Here is a 15,612-nt window from a genome sequence, read left to right as displayed (position 1 = left end):
TGTGGTTTATCCTTTGGATTAGTCCGAGGATAATCCCAAAGGCTAAGCCGTAGGCATAGCTACAGGCGGTGGCATATTGGTTAGCATACGAAACACCAATTAACCTTTACTGAACTTATGCGCCGAGTACTTTTTTAAATGGTTTAACCACAGAATTGTCGTAAACGCCAGCGGCGATATACGGGTCTTCGGCGGCCCATTCCCGTGCCTGTTGCAGCGAGTCGAACTCGGCAATAACCAGTGAGCCGGTAAAGCCGGCGTCACCTGGGTCGTTACTGTCAACAGCAGGCAGCGGACCGGCTACATGCAAGCGACCCTGGCTATCAAGCTCCTGTAAACGGGCTAAATGAGCAGGGCGAGCAGCAAGGCGTTTTTCCAGCGAATTTTCAACATCGGTTGAGTAAATCATGTACAACATAAATAAAACCAAGTATTTGGTATGAATTACTTTTATGATAGCCAGCATTGAGGGCGCTTGTAAATTTTTATCGTGCAATGACATAGTCGCTTGACGAATAAAAGGGCATGTATTAACACGAATGCACGTAATTTACGCTGTAAACAAATGCACACCGATTTACTCGGGCAAATACGTCTATAAAGCTTGAAAAGGCCGGTTTAACACTGCTAGAGTCGGGTTAAAACAATAACAAGGTTTTTCTATGAGCGAAAAACGTGAACACTTTAGCTCGCGACTGGGCTTTATTCTCGCAGCCGCCGGTTCGGCGGTTGGTATCGGTAACCTGGTTGGTTTCCCTGTATCGGCCACTAAGAATGGTGGTGGTGCCTTCTTAATCGTCTATGCCCTGTTTGTGGCCTTTATTTGTCTTCCTGTGATGATGGCGGAAATGGCCATGGGTCGTAAGGCGCAAAAAGACCCTTACGGTGCTTATCGCCAGCTATCGGGAAATTCACCCCGTTGGCGTGGTGCCGGCATTTTAGCTGTATTGACTCCCTTTATGATTGCCGTTTTCTATATGGTTATCACCGTATGGATCTTCGGCTATCTGGCACAAACTGCCTTCGGTAACCTTGAAGCCCTGGCCGATCCGGGTAACTTTGGGCGCTTTATTAATGAATACAGCGTTTTTGCCTATATGCTGGTGGTGGCCGTGGTGGTCAACCTTATCCTAGTCGGTGGCGTAAAAGACGGCATCGAAAAGGCGGCAAAGTTTTTAATGCCCGCTCTGTTTGTTTTATTGATTGCCCTGGTGGCCTATGTACTGACCTTGGACAACGCCATGGCCGGGGTGCGTTACTATGTGGTACCTGATTTTTCTAAAATGAATGCCAGTGTGCTAAACGGCGCGTTATCTCAGGCGTTTTTCTCACTGTCGCTGGGCATGGGTATCCTGATGACCTACGCCTCTTATATCTCGAAAAAAGATGATATCGTCAGTGGCGCGAAAATGGTGGCGATCACCGATTCCTTGGTGGCCTTTACCGCAGGTCTTATGGTGCTTCCGGCTATCTTCAGCTTTAATCCGAACACGGATCCAAGCGAGTTATCCGACTCTTCTGTATCCATGATTTTCGTTTACCTGCCGAAAATTCTGCTGGCACTGCAAACCGATATAGGTTACGTGGGTGCATCCATCGTCGCCTTTGTATTCTTCTTATTGGTGTTCTTCGCCGCCATCACGTCTTTGGTGTCGATCGTTGAAGTACCTACCGCGACCTTGATTGAAGAAAAGAGCTACAGCCGTAAAAAAGCGCTTGTGGTGTTAGCCGGTGCCATAGGTATTCTGACCGTGGGCTGCACCCTGTCGTTTGGCATGGTTGATTGGCTGACACAATTGACCAATTATGGCGGCAGCGACAAGAGCATGTTCGATGTGGTTTATGATGTTTTTTATGACACCATATTGCCGCTCAACGGTCTGATGGTCTGTATTTTCGTTATGTATCGCTGGAAGAAGGCCAAGCTAAGCGAAGAGCTTTCACAAGGCTCTGACGGCTATGCCGGCAGCTTTATGGAAAAGTACGTGAACTTTTCACTGTCGACCTTTATCCCAGTGATCTTATTGCTGATCTTTATTAATACCGTGGCAACCAAGTTCTTCGCCGTAAGTATCTTTGGTTTCTAAATCAAGCGCGGGTGCCTATATGGCGCCCGCATCCAAATAACTGCCCGCCCCAATCGTAAACATCCACAAGCCCCATAAACTATGTTCAAGCACGCAGGCGATAGTCGAGCGCGAATGCGCATAGGTGTAAGAAAACAATAAGCCGCCAAAAAACGCCAACAGCACAGCCACCAGATTGCCATAGACCACATGGGCCAGGGCAAATACGGCGGCGCTTAGCCACACCCGCTTGGTCTTATTGGGAATAATAGGTTTATAGCGATGAAAGAAATAGGTGCGAAAAATCAACTCCTGCGCAAGACTGAGAGCAAGGGGTAGAGGATGAGCAGCATCAACCAGCTCATGGGCGATTGCAGTGGGTAACTAAACCAGTTTTCCTGATTGATAATGCCGTACAAGACCCCAGAGAGCAGGGCGCCGGTCAGAAAAAACGTGGCCATGCGCTTTTTCACTACCGGAAACTGGCCCATGGAGGTAATACGAAAGCGTTTAAAATGAGGGTCGGTCAGAAGAATAAAACAACACACAGCGGTGAGAATGATCAGCGCCGGGATCAGCCAGTTTTGTAAATGTTCACGCAAGCCAAGGCCCACCAGGGGCAATATGATAAAAACGCAGAAAAGCTCAAGCCAGCGATACTGGGTATTAGTCAAGGAAACGCTCCATTGCTACAGCGCGATGCATTAAGTGTAGCAATGGATTGAGGCAGGGTTATGACTGTTCGTCAGGAAAATAGGGGTAGACGCGCACTATGGTAAAGATGATGGCAACAAAGGTGATCCCCATCAGCCCAAAGACCTTAAAATTCACCCAAAAATCAAGGGAGAAGTTATAGGCCACATAGATATTGAGGGCGGCAATGGCACTAAACAACACCACCCAAAAAATATTCAATTGCTCCCACACTTTTTGCGGTACCAAGATGTTGTTGGCATCACTGCTGCCGGCGTTACTGTCGGCACTGCTGTCATTTTGCTTTTCCGCCACGGAATTTAAGAGCCCAACCAAGGCTTTTTGTACCAGGTTCTTTTTGAAAAAACAGCGCGAAATAACAAGCGTCAGTGCCAAGATGGCGTAGATGAAGGTCGCCTTCCACTGAATAAAGTGCTCGTCACGAAACAAGATGGTCATGGTGCCAAGCACCAGGGCGATGGCGAAAAACACCCAGTGGCGGGTGCCGATTTTTCCTTCCTTAAAATAGGCGTAGGCCATTTGTATGGCGCTGGCAGCGACCAAGACCCCGGTGGCCCAATAGATATCGACCATTTTATAAACGGCAAAAAATAAAATTAGCGGGATATATTCGATTAGTGTGCTCATAGCCACATCCATTACTTCTGGTAGCAGGTGTTTTACCAGCATCGGCGCCTAAGCTCAAGGGTAAAGGCTGGGTTTGACATTTAAGGGCTGCGCTTTTAGGCTGCGCGCCTTTATAGTTTTTAGTAGGGATTCAAGTGAACAAAAAACAGCTTATTGATGCCATGGGGCAACACAGCGGTTTAACGAAAAAGCAATGCGCTGCGGCACTTACGGCCATGCTCGATGCCATTAGTCGTTCATTACACGAAGGTGATGCGGTATTTATTCCCAAATTTGGCAACTTCTCCTTAAGCTATCATCCGACCAAGATGGGCCGCAATCCGCAAACCGGCGAACAAATTGAAATTGCCGGGCAAAACAAGGTGGCCTTTAAGTGCGCCAAGGCACTTAAAGACCGATTACAAGCTTAGCGGGTCGCCGCCTTCATCTCGGCGCAAAATTCGCGCAGTGCCTGGCACATGGCCGCTTCATCATCCAGATGCTGGGCAATGATTTTAACCACGGCCGAGCCACTGATGGCACCGCTTGCACCGCTTTGCAGTGCTTGCCTTACATCCTCCGGGGTGCTGATCCCAAAGCCCAGCAAGGCTGGAGCGGCGTGATACTCGCTCAACTTAGTGACTAACTCCTGGGGCGGCATCTGCGCTTTGGTTTCTGTGCCTGTGACCCCGGCGCGAGAGAGCAAATAGGTGTAGCCGCGGCCATAGGAGGCACATTGGCGCAAGGTGTCATCGTCGGCATTGGGCGTGGCGATAAAAATAGGCGCTATGCCCTGGCTCATGGCCGCACGGCGAAAGACCTTGGATTCATGCAAAGGCACATCCGCAACCAAAATGGAGTCCACACCCGCTTCTTTGGCCAACCGATAAAAATTATCTATGCCCTTGGCAAACACCAGGTTTGAATACAGCAGCAGGCCGATGGGAATATCGGCGTTATACTCGCGCACCTGCTTGATGATATCGAAGCAGGTATCGGTATCGATATTTGCCGCCAAGGCGCGAATATTGGCCTGTTGTATCACCGGGCCGTCGGCAATGGGATCGGAGAAGGGAATACCCAGCTCCAAGGCATCGGCGCCGCCATCGATAAGGCTTTTAATAATCGCCAGGCTTTGCTCCTTGTTGGGATCGCCTATGGTGACAAAGGGCACAAAGGCACCTTCGTTGTTGGCACTTAGGTTGGCGAAGGTGGTGCTATAGCGGTTCATTACTGCTCTCCTTTTGCTTGTAACACAGTGTGGACATGGGCCAGATCCTTATCTCCGCGACCACTGAGGTTAACCACTAAAATGGTGTCCTGCTCTTGCTGCTCGGCATACTTTAAGGCGTAGGCTAGGGCATGGCTGGACTCAAGCGCCGGAATGATCCCTTCATTGCGAGCCAATGCCTTAAAAGCATCCAGGGCTTCATCATCGGTAATGCCCACATACTGGGCGCGCCCGGTTTCATGTAAATAGGCGTGCTGCGGTCCCACCGCAGGGTAATCCAGGCCTGCGGATACCGAGTAGGACTCTTCAATTTGCCCCTGCTCGGTTTGCATAATATAGGTGTAGGCACCGTGCAGCACACCCTTGGTGCCCTTACACAAGGTGGCACCGTGCTCGCCACTGTCCAGGCCCTTACCCGCAGGCTCAACGCCGATTAGTTTAACGCCAGGCTCGTCGATAAAGTCGTTAAACATGCCGATGGCATTTGAGCCGCCGCCAACGCAGGCGATCACCGCATCCGGCAAACGGCCTTCCGCCGCCAATACCTGTTGTTTGGCTTCTTCACCGATCATTTTTTGGAACTCACGCACCAGGGTCGGGAAGGGATGCGGCCCCGCCGCTGTGCCCAATAGATAGTGCGCGGTTTTATAGTTGGCAGACCAGTCGCGCAGCGCCTCGTTAACCGCATCCTTCAAGGTGCCGGAGCCGGCGGTGACCGGGATCACTTCGGCGCCCATTAAACGCATGCGAAACACATTGGGCTGTTGGCGCTCAACGTCTTTAGCGCCCATATAAATGCGGCATTTAAGGCCGAGTAAGGCGCAGGCCAGGGCCGTGGCCACACCGTGCTGTCCGGCACCGGTTTCCGCTATCACCTCATTTTTGCCCATACGCTTGGTAAGCAGGGCTTGGCCAAGCACCTGGTTGGTTTTATGGGCGCCGCCATGGAGCAGATCTTCTCGCTTAAGGTAGAGCTTTACCTTAGGGTTTTTGACCAGATTGCGGGTCAGAGTCAGTGGCGTTGGCCTGCCGGCATATTCGTTTAGCAATGAGTGGAACTCTTTCTGGAAGCTGGCATCCAGTTGCGCCTTGTTAAATTCATCTTCTAGCTGCTTAAGCGCCGGGACCAAAAGTTGCGGCACATACATGCCGCCGAAGTCGCCAAAATAGGCTGAATTTTTCATAACTACCTCAGTAATTCCTAATTGCCGCAAAGGCAGCGTTAATCTTATTAATACATTTTTTCCCGGGTGAGGACTCCACCCCGGAATTTAAATCTAAGCCCAAAGCCTGGGTTTGCTGGGCACTGCCGATATTGTCTGCTTGAATGCCGCCGGCGAGCATGTAGGGCGCAGTGGCGCCACCGAGTAAATTCCAGTCGAACTGCACGCCTGTACCGCCCTTGGCGGCTTTGCTATAGGTGTCGTACAGCACTCTGTCTACCCCAGCAATGCCCTCGGGAAGGGAGTCGGCCACCGCCTGAGCCTTCCAGATCTGGCAGGTCAGGGGCAGGGTGTTACGCAGGGTGCGAATATAATTCTCATCTTCATGACCATGTAGCTGCACCGCAGCTAATTTAAGGCGATTGGCGTACTCGCTGACCTGCGCAATATCGGCATCGACAAACACGCCAACATAGCGCAGCGGTGCGCTGTCGACTATGGCCGAGGCGCAGTCGATATCCACATAACGGGGCGAGCCCGGGTAGAAAATAAGGCCACCATAATAGGCACCGGCCTGGTACACGGCCTGAGCATCCTGAATGCGAGTCAGGCCACAGACCTTATTCTCGCCAAGGATCAGGCTGCGACAGGCGCCTTCTAAATCTGCCTGGGCCATCAGTGAGCTGCCTACCAGGAAGCCATCCACCAAGGGGCTTAGGCGCTTAACATCCTGATGGCTGTAGATACCGGACTCGGAGATCACCAATTTATCTTCAGGAATAAGTGAGCGCAGGCGCTCCGTGGTGGCCAAGTCCGTGCTTAAGTCCCTAAGATCACGGTTATTGATGCCGATAATCTTGGCATCTAGGGCCAGAGCACGAGTGACTTCTTCTTCGTTACTGACCTCGGTCAGCACCGCCATATTTAAGGAGTGCGCCAGCGCAGCCAACTCCAGATAGGTGTCATCATCGAGCACCGAAAGCATGAGTAAAATGGCATCGCCGCCGTGCAGGCGCGCCAGATAAACCTGGTAGGGGTCGATAAAGAAGTCTTTACAGATCAGCGGTTGATCAACAAGGGTACGTACCTTGGTCAGATAATCGTAGCTGCCTTGAAAATACTTTTCGTCGGTCAGCACACTGATGCAGCTGGCATAGTGCTTGTACACAGAGGTGATGGCATCAAGGTCAAACACCTCGCGAATTAAGCCCTTTGAGGGCGAGGCCTTTTTACATTCGAGAATAAAACTCGTTGGCGCCGCACTTAAGGCGGCATAAAAATCGCGCTGACTTGGCACGATTTGCGCGTTAAAGCTTGCCAGCGGGCGTGCCTGTTTACGCGCTTCCACTTCGATGCGCTTGTCGGCGACGATTTTTTCTAAAACATTAGCCATGGCTCACCTCGATAATGGCATTAAGTGTCTGTTGTGCCTGGCCGCTGGCCAAAACCTGGCGCACCTGCTCGGCGGCCTCCTTAAAGCTGCTCGCCTTATTATTGATAACCAACAGGGCGGCGACATTGGCAATAATGGCTCCGTTATGCGCGTCGCTCCCTTGGCCGGCTAAAATCGCGCGCGTGGCCTTGGCATTATATTCTGGGCCCTGGCCGCTGAGTTCGTCCAGGCTAAAGTGTGCCAAGCCAAAGTCGCTGGGGCTTAAGGTATATTCGCGCAACTGGCCATCATTTAGCTCTACGACTTTAGTGTCGCCGTGCAGGGCAATTTCATCGGTCCCACTGCCGTGCACTACCATGGCGCGTTGGCAACCCAGTTGCTTTAGGGTTTTTGCCATCGGCAGGCATAAGGCCGGGTCGTACACGCCAAGCAGTTGCGCCTGAGGTTTGGCCGGGTTTGCCAAGGGACCAAGCAGGTTGAACAGGGTGCGGGTTTTTAAGGTGGTGCGCACCGCCATGGCGTGTTTTACACCGCTGTGGTACAGGGGCGCAAATAAAAATGTAAAACCGGTTTGCTCAAGCAAATTAGCCGCCTGCTCTGGGGTCATATTAATATTGACGCCCAGGCTTGCAAGCAAGTCGGAAGAGCCGCTGTTGCTGGAGACGCTGCGATTACCGTGTTTGACCACATTAAGGCCACAGGCTGCGGCTACTAAAGAGGCGGTGGTGCTGATATTTATGGTATTGGCGCCATCGCCGCCGGTACCGCAGCTGTCGATTAAGTCCTTGGCCTGGGTGTGAAAGGGCACCGCATTGGCGCGCATGGCCGAGGCCGCACCGGCGATTTCGTCACTGCATTCGCCCTTGATTTTGAGTGCCGTGAGGATGGCCGCCAGGGTAATATCGTCCACACGTCCTTGCATAATGTCGTTAAACAGCGCTTCTGCCTGGGCAAAGCTCAGGTCCTGCTGTTGGTATAGTTGTGCTAACAGGTCCATGGCTTACTCCTTAGCGGTCAAATAGTCTAGACTTTGGCGCAGTAATTGGGCGCCATTGGGCGTGAGGATCGACTCCGGGTGGAATTGATACCCGAGCACCTTATCCTGCGCCTGGCAAATGGCCATGGTCATGCCGTCGTACTCGGCGATCACTTCAAGCTGGGTCGGTACGCTGGTTGCCACCAAGGAGTGATAACGGGCTACCACCAGGGTATCGCCAAAGCCGCTAAACGCCGGATGTGGTGCCAAGGAAATAGCCGATGACTTACCGTGTACCGTTTCCTTGGCGTGACCGACAGTGCCGCCATAGGCCTGAGTCAATGCCTGCTGGCCAAGGCAAATGCCAAGTATGGGAAATTGACCACGGCACAGCTCAATTAAGGCCATCAGGCAACCGGCATCGCTTGGCGCGCCCGGGCCGGGAGAGAGCACCAGCACCACGGGCTGGGTTTCGGCGCACATGCGCTGATAAATGCTCTGGGCATCGACGGTATTGCGATACACCACCAGGTCTTGTCCTAGCTGGGCAAACTCATCTACCAGGTTATAACTGAATGAGTCGATATTATCTAAGAAGTAAATCTTATATTTCATGCCCTTGTCTCCTTTTCGCGAGCAGATTGACTAGCCGCAATAGCGCTTAGCACGGCACTGGCCTTGGCACGGGTTTCATCTGCTTCGCTTTGTGGGTCTGAGTCAAACACCACGCCGGCACCAGCTTGGACATGGGCATAGCCGTCTTTTACAAAGGCACTGCGAATGACGATACAGGAGTCCATGGAGCCATCGCCGGTAAGATAACCAACGGCACCGCCATAACTGCCACGGCGTTTTTGCTCTACCTCACGAATAAGACGGGCGGCGCTGACTTTGGGGGCGCCGACCAGGGTGCCCATATTCATGCAGGCCTGATAGGCGTGCAGGGCATCTAAATCATCCTTCAATTGACCGACAACGCGCGATACCAGGTGCATCACATGAGAATAGCGGTCGACCTTAAGCAGCTCCTTAACATAGCGGGTGCCAGCCTTGCTGATGCGGGCGACATCGTTACGAGCCAAATCAACCAGCATAATATGCTCGGCGCGTTCCTTGGCATCATCACGAAGATCCAGCTCGATACGTGAGTCGAGGTCGAGATTGATACTGCCGTCGGCGTTTTTACCACGTGGTCGGGTACCGGCAATAGGGTAGACCTCAACCTGGTTGCTGCTGGCGCAATATTTCAGTGCTGACTCAGGCGAAGCGCCAAACAGGCTGAAATCCTGATCGCGCAGGTAAAACATATAAGGGCTGGGGTTTTGCTGCTTCAATCTGGCGTAGGCGGCCAGCGGCTCAGTGCAGGGCAGGGTAAAGGTGCGCGAAGGCACGACCTGGAAAATATCGCCATCGATAATATGCTGCTGCAATTGGCTAACCTGGGCCATAAAAAGGGCGTCGTCAATATCGACCTGAGCCTGGCTTGGCGATAAGGGATTTGTTGTACTCGCTAGCGTGAATTCGTTCAGGTCGTCACAGAGCGCATTAAGGCGCTCAACCTGTTGTCCAACCTCAAAACAATTGGCATGAACCTCGGGGCCATTAAAGACATTGCCGATAATTTCTGTGCTTTGTTGTTGATGGTCAATCACCACCAGGGTTTCTGCCAGATAAAAAACATAGTCGGGACAGGTGTTTTCCTTGGTGGGCACGCTGGGTAAAGCCTCCGCATTGGCGACCATGTCATAACCCATTACGCCACCGAGAAACACCGAGAAGGGGTTGTCACCGTTGCTGTCGATACGCTCAATACATTGTCTTAGGGTATCAAAAGCGTTAGCGGCCTTGAGCTTGGCATGCTCATCAAGGTTTTGGTTAACACTTGGGTAGCAAATATTCAGGGTGTCATTTTGCAACTCTGTGCTGGCATCGCTTAGGTGTTGCTGCAAATAAGGCAGTAGCTGGGCACCATTATTGGACAAGGCCTGAACCTGTACCTGGTTGCCATTGCACTCGATGCGCAGCGCCGCATCGACCAGCACCAGGCTTTTTAAATTGGCTTTGGAGTCGATTTCCGCCGATTCCAGCAATAAGGCATTGCTCTTGTCCAGCTTGGCAAACAGGCTTAGCGCCGACGGAATATAATCCCGTCGCAAACTAATGCTGGTCACTTGCCCGGCGGTCGTCGAGATGTGACTAAATATCATAAAAAAGGTCCTCATTCCCTTTTGTTTTAACCGATTTGTTCGGTTTTAAACGCTACATAATAAAAAACCCGCTGACTTAAGGATAAGCAGCGGGTTTGAAAATTGCTCAGCCATGATCAGGCCCACCCGCTAGTTCGAGTGCCACCACCAAATCATCATGTGTTTAGACTGAGTAAAAATCATTGTTAGTTACCAAATTTAGTTACAAAAAAACCCGCGACATGGGCGGGTTTGTTATCAGTTCTGTGCTGGCTACAGCCACGACTAATCCCACCCGCTAGTTCGAGTGCCACCACCAAGTGATATGAATTAGTTTTGCTGAGCGCATATTTATTTCTTTTTGAACCGAAAAATTATGCCAATTAGTAAAACTTACCTCGGCATCAGAGTCAACCCCAAGGGGCATAAAAGTGCAAAGAAAACTTTGCTGGCCTTGGCAATGACATAAGTTGCCCCTAGGCGCCGGATAAAATGGTACACTGGCAGGGATTTAACAAAAGACCACAATGGGATAACCGCGTTGAAGTATGATCTCCACAGCCACAGTCAATTTTCCGATGGCAAGTTAAGCGTTGCTGACCTTGTGCAGCGCGCCGCAGATAAGGGCGTGGATGTATTGGCCCTGACCGATCATGACACTTTGGCGGGCATTGCACCGGCGCAGGCCGCGATCAGCGAGTTGAACCTGCCGCTGACCTTAGTGCCTGGGGTTGAAATATCCACCCGCTGGCATAGTTTTGAAATTCATATTGTTGGTCTGCAGGTCGATACTGAAAACGAAGAGCTCAACGAATTGCTCGGTCAACAGCAGCAAAAACGCAGAGAACGTGCGCTTAAAATTGGTGAACGTCTGGATAAAGCCGGTTTTGAAAACACCCATGAGCAGGCCTTGGCGCTCGCTGAAAAAGCCCAGGTAACCCGCGCCCATTTTGCCCGTGTGCTGGTGGCCCAGGGCGCTGCCAAAACCATGCAAGGCGTGTTTAAAAAGTACCTCAGCCGAGGTAACACCGGCTATGTGCCAAGCACCTGGTGTGATATGGGCACGGCTATCGACGCCATTCACAGCGCCGGTGGTCAGGCGGTGTTGGCGCACCCTGGGCGTTACAAGATGTCGAATAAATGGCTGCGCAAGCTCATTGGCGAGTTTAGTGGCCTAGGCGGCGATGCCATGGAAGTGGCACAAACCCAGCAGGCTCCGTGTGAGCGGCAGTTTTTAGGCCAGCTGGCGCGTGAAAATGGACTGCTAGGTTCACAGGGTTCAGATTTCCATTTCCCTTTACCTTACATAGAATTAGGAAAGAACCTATACTTACCAAAAGACTGTGATGGCGTCTGGCAACGCTGGCAGTCACAGTCATAAAACAATACCAAGGACAGCCATGAGTCAGTTTTTCCATATCCATCCGCAAAACCCGCAGCGTCGCCTCATTCAGCAGGCGGTGGACATTATTCGCCAAGGTGGGGTGGTGGTCTACCCAACCGACTCGGGCTATGCCATCGGCTGCCAACTGGGTGAAAAGCAAGCCCAGGAGCGCATCACCCGCATTCGCGGCATCGAAAAGCACCATAATTTCACCCTGATATGTCGTGATTTATCTGAGCTTGCCACCTATGCCCGGGTCGATAACCAGATGTTCCGCCTGATTAAAAACAATACCCCGGGGCCCTATACCTTTATTTTAAAAGGTACCAAAGAAGTACCGCGCCGGGTCCTCAATGAGAAAAAGAAAACCATAGGCATTCGCGTCAGCGACCATCCTATCAGCCAGGCTTTATTGGAAGAGCTGGATGCGCCCTTGATGAGTTGCTCGCTAATTTTACCAGGTGAGCAGTTTACCGAGTCAGATCCGGATGAAATCCGCCTGCGTTTGGAAAAACAGGTGGACGTGATTATTCACGGCGGCTATTTAAGCGAGCAGGCCACGACTGTGATCGATATGTCCGAAGACGATATCGAGGTGCTGCGCATAGGCTGTGGTGACCCAAGTCCATTTCAATGACAGAGCAAGTCGTACCCCAGCAACAAAAGTTGCCTCTGGCCTTTATCCGCGGCGAAGCCGTGATAGAAAAGCCGGAGGACTTGTATATTCCTCCCGATGCCTTAGAGGTGGTACTGGAAACCTTTGAAGGTCCCCTCGACTTACTTTTATATCTGATCAAAAAGCATAAGCTCGATGTGCTGGAGCTTTCTGTGTTTAGCATCACAGAACAATATATGAAGTATGTGGAGATGATGCGCGAGTTTCAGCTTGAACTGGCGGGGGAATACCTGGTGATGGCGGCGCTGTTGGCGCAAATTAAGTCGCGATTGTTGTTACCGGTACATCAGGAGTTGGGGGAAGACGAAGAAGACCCCAGAGCCGAGCTGGTGCGCCGTCTGCAGGAATACGAGCAATTTAAAAAGGCGGCAGAGCGTCTCGACGAAATTCCGCGCCTAGAGCGGGATATCTTTACCGCTCATGCCCTGGTTGACGAGCAGGCCAAGCCCGAGCCGCTGTTCCCCGATGTCTCCATGCAGGATTTGATGCTGGCCCTGAGTGATGTGATGGCGCGGGCAAAAACCTTTGAGCATCACCACATTAGTCCGGAGCACTTATCTACCCGCCAGCGCATGAGTGATATTCTCACGCGGCTGCAACAGGCGCCGGGTTACCTCGACTTTCATGCCTTATTTACCATATCCGAGGGCCGTGCCGGTGTTGTCGTCACCTTTATTGCCATTTTAGAGCTGACCAAAGAAGGGCTGATCTTGTGTCAGCAGGCCACGAGCGAGTCTTTGATCCATGTGCGCCTAAAACCACAAGAGGCATGAAGCGCTTTGCCTTCGGGCCCGGCTCTGCCATAATAGCCGCTGCGACGGAGGTGCAGTCATGAGCAGCAGACGTATTAGTGATGAGCAACTGGTCGAGCTTATTGAAGCGGCTATTTTTGTATCACCACAACCACTGACAAAAAAACAACTAAAAGAAACCCTACTCAGTGATATCAGCGTGGCGCCCAAGCGCCTGAACCAGGCACTGGAAAGCATAGAAGAGCATTATCAAACCCGCGGCATTCGTCTGGTCAAGGTGGGCTCGGGCTATCGTTTTCAGGCCTGTAGCAGTCTCAGCCCCTGGCTAAGTCAGCTGTTTGTGGAGCGTGCCCCCAAGTATTCGCGGGCGCTGATGGAGACCTTGTCACTTATCGCCTATCGCCAGCCCATTACCCGGGGTGAGATTGAGCAGGTACGCGGCGTGACCGTGGCCAGTAATATTATCAAAACCCTGCAGGAGCGGGGCTGGGTAAAGGTGGTAGGTCATAAAGAGGTACCGGGAAGACCGGCCTTGTATGCCACCACCAATGAATTTTTAGACTATTTTTCTTTATCTGGCCTTGAGCAGTTACCGCCCTTACCGGCGCAGCAACACAGCCAGATAGAAAAACTATTACATGATCCTTCTGTGAGAGAACCATCTTAATGAGTGAAAAGTTACAAAAAGTGTTAGCCCGTGCCGGTGTTGGCTCCCGTCGTGAGATGGAGAAGTACATCGAAGGGAACCGTGTCAGTGTTGACGGCAAGGTGGCGCGTTTGGGCGACCGAGTTGAAGTAAACCAGGTGATCCGTGTTGACGGCCATATCGTCAAGATTGAGCAGCCGGCGGAGCGTATTTGTCGAGTGATCATGTACCATAAGCCGGAAGGCGAGTTGTGTACCCGTAAAGATCCTGAAGGCCGCCGCACCGTATTTGACCGCCTGCCGCGTATCGACGGCGATCGCTGGATTGCCATCGGTCGTTTGGATATCAATACCTCGGGCCTGTTGTTGTTTACCAATGACGGGGAACTGGCTAACCGCCTGATGCACCCCAGCTATGAAATCGAGCGTGAATACTCGGTACGTGTCTTCGGCGAAGTCACCAATGACACCTTGAAAACCCTGACCAAGGGCGTCGAGCTCGATGACGGCCCGGCACGCTTTCATACCATCAAGCCCATGGGTGGTGAAGGGATCAACAAGTGGTTTAATGTGACCCTGAGTGAAGGCCGTAACCGTGAGGTACGCCGTATGTGGCAATCACAGGGCGTGGAAGTATCCCGTCTTATTCGTGTACGCTACGGTGAGCTGGATCTGAATAAACGTTTGCCTCAGGGTGGCTGGGAAGAGCTGGAGCTGGGTCGCGTCAACTACCTACGTAAGAGTGTTGGCCTGCGCCCGGAAAAGCAAACCAAGTTGACCGTAGAGCAGCTGCAGCCTAAGCGTAAGGATAAGCGCGCTCAGGTGAACCGTATTCGTAAGGCAGTGAAAAAGCACAACCAACGTGTGCAGCAGCAAAAGAAACGCAGATAGTCACTGCGAAACAGCCAATAAAAAACGCCGTGTAATACGGCGTTTTTTTATGTCTAAGCCAAATTAAATTGTTGGCCTACTTTTTTGTTTGCGCATCCAGCGACTGACCATTTACCTCGATTGAGTCATCGCTCATCAGGTACAGGTAGGTCGGCATCAAATCTTCTGGCGTCGCCAGTTTATCTCTGTCTTCACCGGGGAAGGCGCTGGCACGCATGCTGGTGCGGGTGGCACCTGGGTTAATACAGTTGATGCGGATGTTGGTTTTACCCACTTCTTTTGACCAGGTTTGCATCATGCCTTCGGTGGCGAATTTAGAGATAGAGTAGGCACCCCAAAATTCACGACCCTCGCGGCCTACACCCGATGAGGTAAAGATAATAGATGCATGCGGCGCCTTGCGTAGCACAGGGAACATGGCCTTGGTTAACAGCGCTTGGGCGGTGACGTTAACCTTCATAATGCTTTCAAAGGTCGATGAGCAGAAGTGCTCAAGGGGGCCTAGAGAGCCGAGGATACTGGCATTGTTCAACAGGCCATCAAGCTTGCCGAATTGCTGCTCTATGGTGGCGGCTAAGTCGCGATAGTTTTGCTTGGTTGCACCTTTTAAATCCAAAGGTACAATCGCAGGCTGTGGGTAACCGGCGGCAACGATTTCATCGTACACGGCCTCAAGTTTTTTGGTGGTTTTACCCAGCAAGATCACTGTCGCACCGTGCTTGGCGTAAGTCAGGGCGGCAACACGGCCGATGCCGTCGCCGGCTCCGGTAACAAGTATAGTTTTTTGGTCTAGTGCATTCGCACTTGCATTGTAGTTTTGCATCAGTAGCACCTAGCGCATGATTTTTGCTGGATTTTACCACAGTCAATAAACAAGTAAGTGATTTATTACAAATTTAAGTAGCGAAACGTACCTGTTTACGATAAGT

At 51.7% G+C, this 15,612-nt stretch carries 16 protein-coding genes and 1 pseudogene; 7 read left to right on the top strand and 10 right to left on the bottom strand.

Going from position 1 to position 15,612, the window contains the following annotated elements:
- Positions 1 to 115: 115 nt before the first annotated feature.
- Positions 116 to 418, bottom strand: coding sequence for a YciI family protein (locus C2M35_RS07895; RefSeq protein WP_105265062.1), 303 nt, complete (start codon positions 416 to 418; stop codon positions 116 to 118).
- A gap of 244 nt (positions 419 to 662) precedes the next feature.
- On the opposite strand from C2M35_RS07895, the gene C2M35_RS07890 reads away from it, so the two are divergent.
- A complete protein-coding gene (locus C2M35_RS07890; RefSeq protein WP_105265031.1) occupies positions 663 to 2,087 on the top strand; it encodes a sodium-dependent transporter in 1,425 nt (474 codons plus the stop codon).
- Between the two features lie 15 nt (positions 2,088 to 2,102).
- On the opposite strand, the pseudogene C2M35_RS07885 reads toward C2M35_RS07890, so the two are convergent.
- Together C2M35_RS07885 and C2M35_RS07880 are read right to left on the bottom strand one after the other, a co-directional pair.
- Positions 2,103 to 2,740, bottom strand: a pseudogene (locus tag C2M35_RS07885) (CPBP family intramembrane glutamic endopeptidase).
- A 58-nt stretch (positions 2,741 to 2,798) separates the two neighbouring features.
- The gene (locus tag C2M35_RS07880; protein WP_105213133.1) at positions 2,799 to 3,407 is read right to left on the bottom strand and encodes an inner membrane-spanning protein YciB; all 609 of its coding nucleotides are present in this window, start codon (positions 3,405 to 3,407) and stop codon (positions 2,799 to 2,801) included.
- Positions 3,408 to 3,541: 134 nt separating this feature from the next.
- Between C2M35_RS07880 and C2M35_RS07875 the strand changes: the two genes are divergently transcribed.
- The gene (locus tag C2M35_RS07875) at positions 3,542 to 3,817 is read left to right on the top strand and encodes an HU family DNA-binding protein (protein WP_105212917.1); all 276 of its coding nucleotides are present in this window, start codon (positions 3,542 to 3,544) and stop codon (positions 3,815 to 3,817) included.
- On the opposite strand, the gene trpA is transcribed toward C2M35_RS07875, so the two are convergent.
- Genes trpA through C2M35_RS07845 form a run of 6 tightly spaced genes read right to left on the bottom strand, consistent with a single transcriptional unit; the run spans position 3,814 to position 10,356 of the window.
- Positions 3,814 to 4,617 carry a tryptophan synthase subunit alpha gene (gene trpA / locus C2M35_RS07870; protein ID WP_105199199.1) on the bottom strand — a complete coding sequence of 268 codons (804 nt, stop codon included), beginning with the start codon at positions 4,615 to 4,617 and terminating at the stop codon, positions 3,814 to 3,816. The two genes, C2M35_RS07875 and trpA, sit on opposite strands and share 4 nt — an antisense overlap.
- Positions 4,617 to 5,801, bottom strand: coding sequence for a tryptophan synthase subunit beta (trpB, locus tag C2M35_RS07865; RefSeq protein ID WP_105199200.1), 1,185 nt, complete (start codon positions 5,799 to 5,801; stop codon positions 4,617 to 4,619). The genes trpA and trpB overlap by 1 nt, the downstream gene beginning before the upstream one ends.
- 7 nt (positions 5,802 to 5,808) lie before the next feature.
- Positions 5,809 to 7,173, bottom strand: coding sequence for a bifunctional indole-3-glycerol-phosphate synthase TrpC/phosphoribosylanthranilate isomerase TrpF (gene trpCF, locus C2M35_RS07860; protein WP_105265030.1), 1,365 nt, complete (start codon positions 7,171 to 7,173; stop codon positions 5,809 to 5,811).
- Positions 7,166 to 8,170: an anthranilate phosphoribosyltransferase gene (trpD, locus tag C2M35_RS07855; protein WP_105265029.1), complete on the bottom strand. Its 1,005-nt coding sequence runs from the start codon at positions 8,168 to 8,170 to the stop codon at positions 7,166 to 7,168. The genes trpCF and trpD overlap by 8 nt, the downstream gene beginning before the upstream one ends.
- Before the next feature lie 3 nt (positions 8,171 to 8,173).
- Complete coding sequence (locus C2M35_RS07850) at positions 8,174 to 8,764, bottom strand: aminodeoxychorismate/anthranilate synthase component II (protein ID WP_105265028.1); 591 nt, start codon at positions 8,762 to 8,764, stop codon at positions 8,174 to 8,176.
- Complete coding sequence (locus C2M35_RS07845; RefSeq protein ID WP_105265027.1) at positions 8,761 to 10,356, bottom strand: anthranilate synthase component 1; 1,596 nt, start codon at positions 10,354 to 10,356, stop codon at positions 8,761 to 8,763. The genes C2M35_RS07850 and C2M35_RS07845 overlap by 4 nt, the downstream gene beginning before the upstream one ends.
- Before the next feature lie 520 nt (positions 10,357 to 10,876).
- On the opposite strand from C2M35_RS07845, the gene rnm reads away from it, so the two are divergent.
- Genes rnm through rluB form a run of 5 tightly spaced genes read left to right on the top strand, consistent with a single transcriptional unit; the run spans position 10,877 to position 14,683 of the window.
- The gene (gene rnm, locus C2M35_RS07840) at positions 10,877 to 11,716 is read left to right on the top strand and encodes an RNase RNM (RefSeq protein ID WP_105265026.1); all 840 of its coding nucleotides are present in this window, start codon (positions 10,877 to 10,879) and stop codon (positions 11,714 to 11,716) included.
- Between the two features lie 19 nt (positions 11,717 to 11,735).
- Positions 11,736 to 12,356 (top strand): L-threonylcarbamoyladenylate synthase, encoded by a 621-nt coding sequence (locus tag C2M35_RS07835; protein WP_105199206.1) that lies wholly within the window; start codon positions 11,736 to 11,738, stop codon positions 12,354 to 12,356.
- A complete protein-coding gene (locus C2M35_RS07830; protein ID WP_105265025.1) occupies positions 12,353 to 13,168 on the top strand; it encodes a segregation and condensation protein A in 816 nt (271 codons plus the stop codon). Before C2M35_RS07835 ends, C2M35_RS07830 begins: the two co-directional genes overlap by 4 nt.
- Before the next feature lie 58 nt (positions 13,169 to 13,226).
- Positions 13,227 to 13,814: an SMC-Scp complex subunit ScpB gene (gene scpB / locus C2M35_RS07825; RefSeq protein ID WP_105199208.1), complete on the top strand. Its 588-nt coding sequence runs from the start codon at positions 13,227 to 13,229 to the stop codon at positions 13,812 to 13,814.
- Positions 13,814 to 14,683 (top strand): 23S rRNA pseudouridine(2605) synthase RluB, encoded by an 870-nt coding sequence (gene rluB, locus C2M35_RS07820; protein WP_105199209.1) that lies wholly within the window; start codon positions 13,814 to 13,816, stop codon positions 14,681 to 14,683. The genes scpB and rluB overlap by 1 nt, the downstream gene beginning before the upstream one ends.
- Positions 14,684 to 14,759: 76 nt before the next feature.
- Here the strand turns inward: rluB and C2M35_RS07815 are convergent, their stop codons facing one another.
- Positions 14,760 to 15,506, bottom strand: a complete 747-nt coding sequence (locus C2M35_RS07815; RefSeq protein ID WP_105199210.1) for a YciK family oxidoreductase — start codon at positions 15,504 to 15,506, stop codon at positions 14,760 to 14,762.
- Positions 15,507 to 15,612: the final 106 nt, after the last annotated feature.

It is taken from the genome of Pseudoalteromonas sp. T1lg76 (assembly GCF_002964725.1).
GTDB lineage: Bacteria > Pseudomonadota > Gammaproteobacteria > Enterobacterales > Alteromonadaceae > Pseudoalteromonas.
The sequence above is the reverse complement of the archived record's forward strand: the minus strand, read 5'-3'. Positions and strand labels throughout refer to the sequence as shown.

Coding starts and splice junctions, on each gene's coding strand:
- trpA (WP_105199199.1), bottom strand. CDS start 4,617: ATGAACCGCTATAGCACCACCTTCGCCAACCTAAGTGCCAACAACGAA.
- C2M35_RS07830 (WP_105265025.1), top strand. CDS start 12,353: ATGACAGAGCAAGTCGTACCCCAGCAACAAAAGTTGCCTCTGGCCTTT.
- C2M35_RS07850 (WP_105265028.1), bottom strand. CDS start 8,764: ATGAAATATAAGATTTACTTCTTAGATAATATCGACTCATTCAGTTAT.
- C2M35_RS07895 (WP_105265062.1), bottom strand. CDS start 418: ATGTTGTACATGATTTACTCAACCGATGTTGAAAATTCGCTGGAAAAA.
- trpB (WP_105199200.1), bottom strand. CDS start 5,801: ATGAAAAATTCAGCCTATTTTGGCGACTTCGGCGGCATGTATGTGCCG.
- C2M35_RS07890 (WP_105265031.1), top strand. CDS start 663: ATGAGCGAAAAACGTGAACACTTTAGCTCGCGACTGGGCTTTATTCTC.
- scpB (WP_105199208.1), top strand. CDS start 13,227: ATGAGCAGCAGACGTATTAGTGATGAGCAACTGGTCGAGCTTATTGAA.
- trpD (WP_105265029.1), bottom strand. CDS start 8,170: ATGGACCTGTTAGCACAACTATACCAACAGCAGGACCTGAGCTTTGCC.
- C2M35_RS07815 (WP_105199210.1), bottom strand. CDS start 15,506: ATGCAAAACTACAATGCAAGTGCGAATGCACTAGACCAAAAAACTATA.
- C2M35_RS07845 (WP_105265027.1), bottom strand. CDS start 10,356: ATGATATTTAGTCACATCTCGACGACCGCCGGGCAAGTGACCAGCATT.
- C2M35_RS07835 (WP_105199206.1), top strand. CDS start 11,736: ATGAGTCAGTTTTTCCATATCCATCCGCAAAACCCGCAGCGTCGCCTC.
- trpCF (WP_105265030.1), bottom strand. CDS start 7,173: ATGGCTAATGTTTTAGAAAAAATCGTCGCCGACAAGCGCATCGAAGTG.
- rluB (WP_105199209.1), top strand. CDS start 13,814: ATGAGTGAAAAGTTACAAAAAGTGTTAGCCCGTGCCGGTGTTGGCTCC.
- C2M35_RS07880 (WP_105213133.1), bottom strand. CDS start 3,407: ATGAGCACACTAATCGAATATATCCCGCTAATTTTATTTTTTGCCGTT.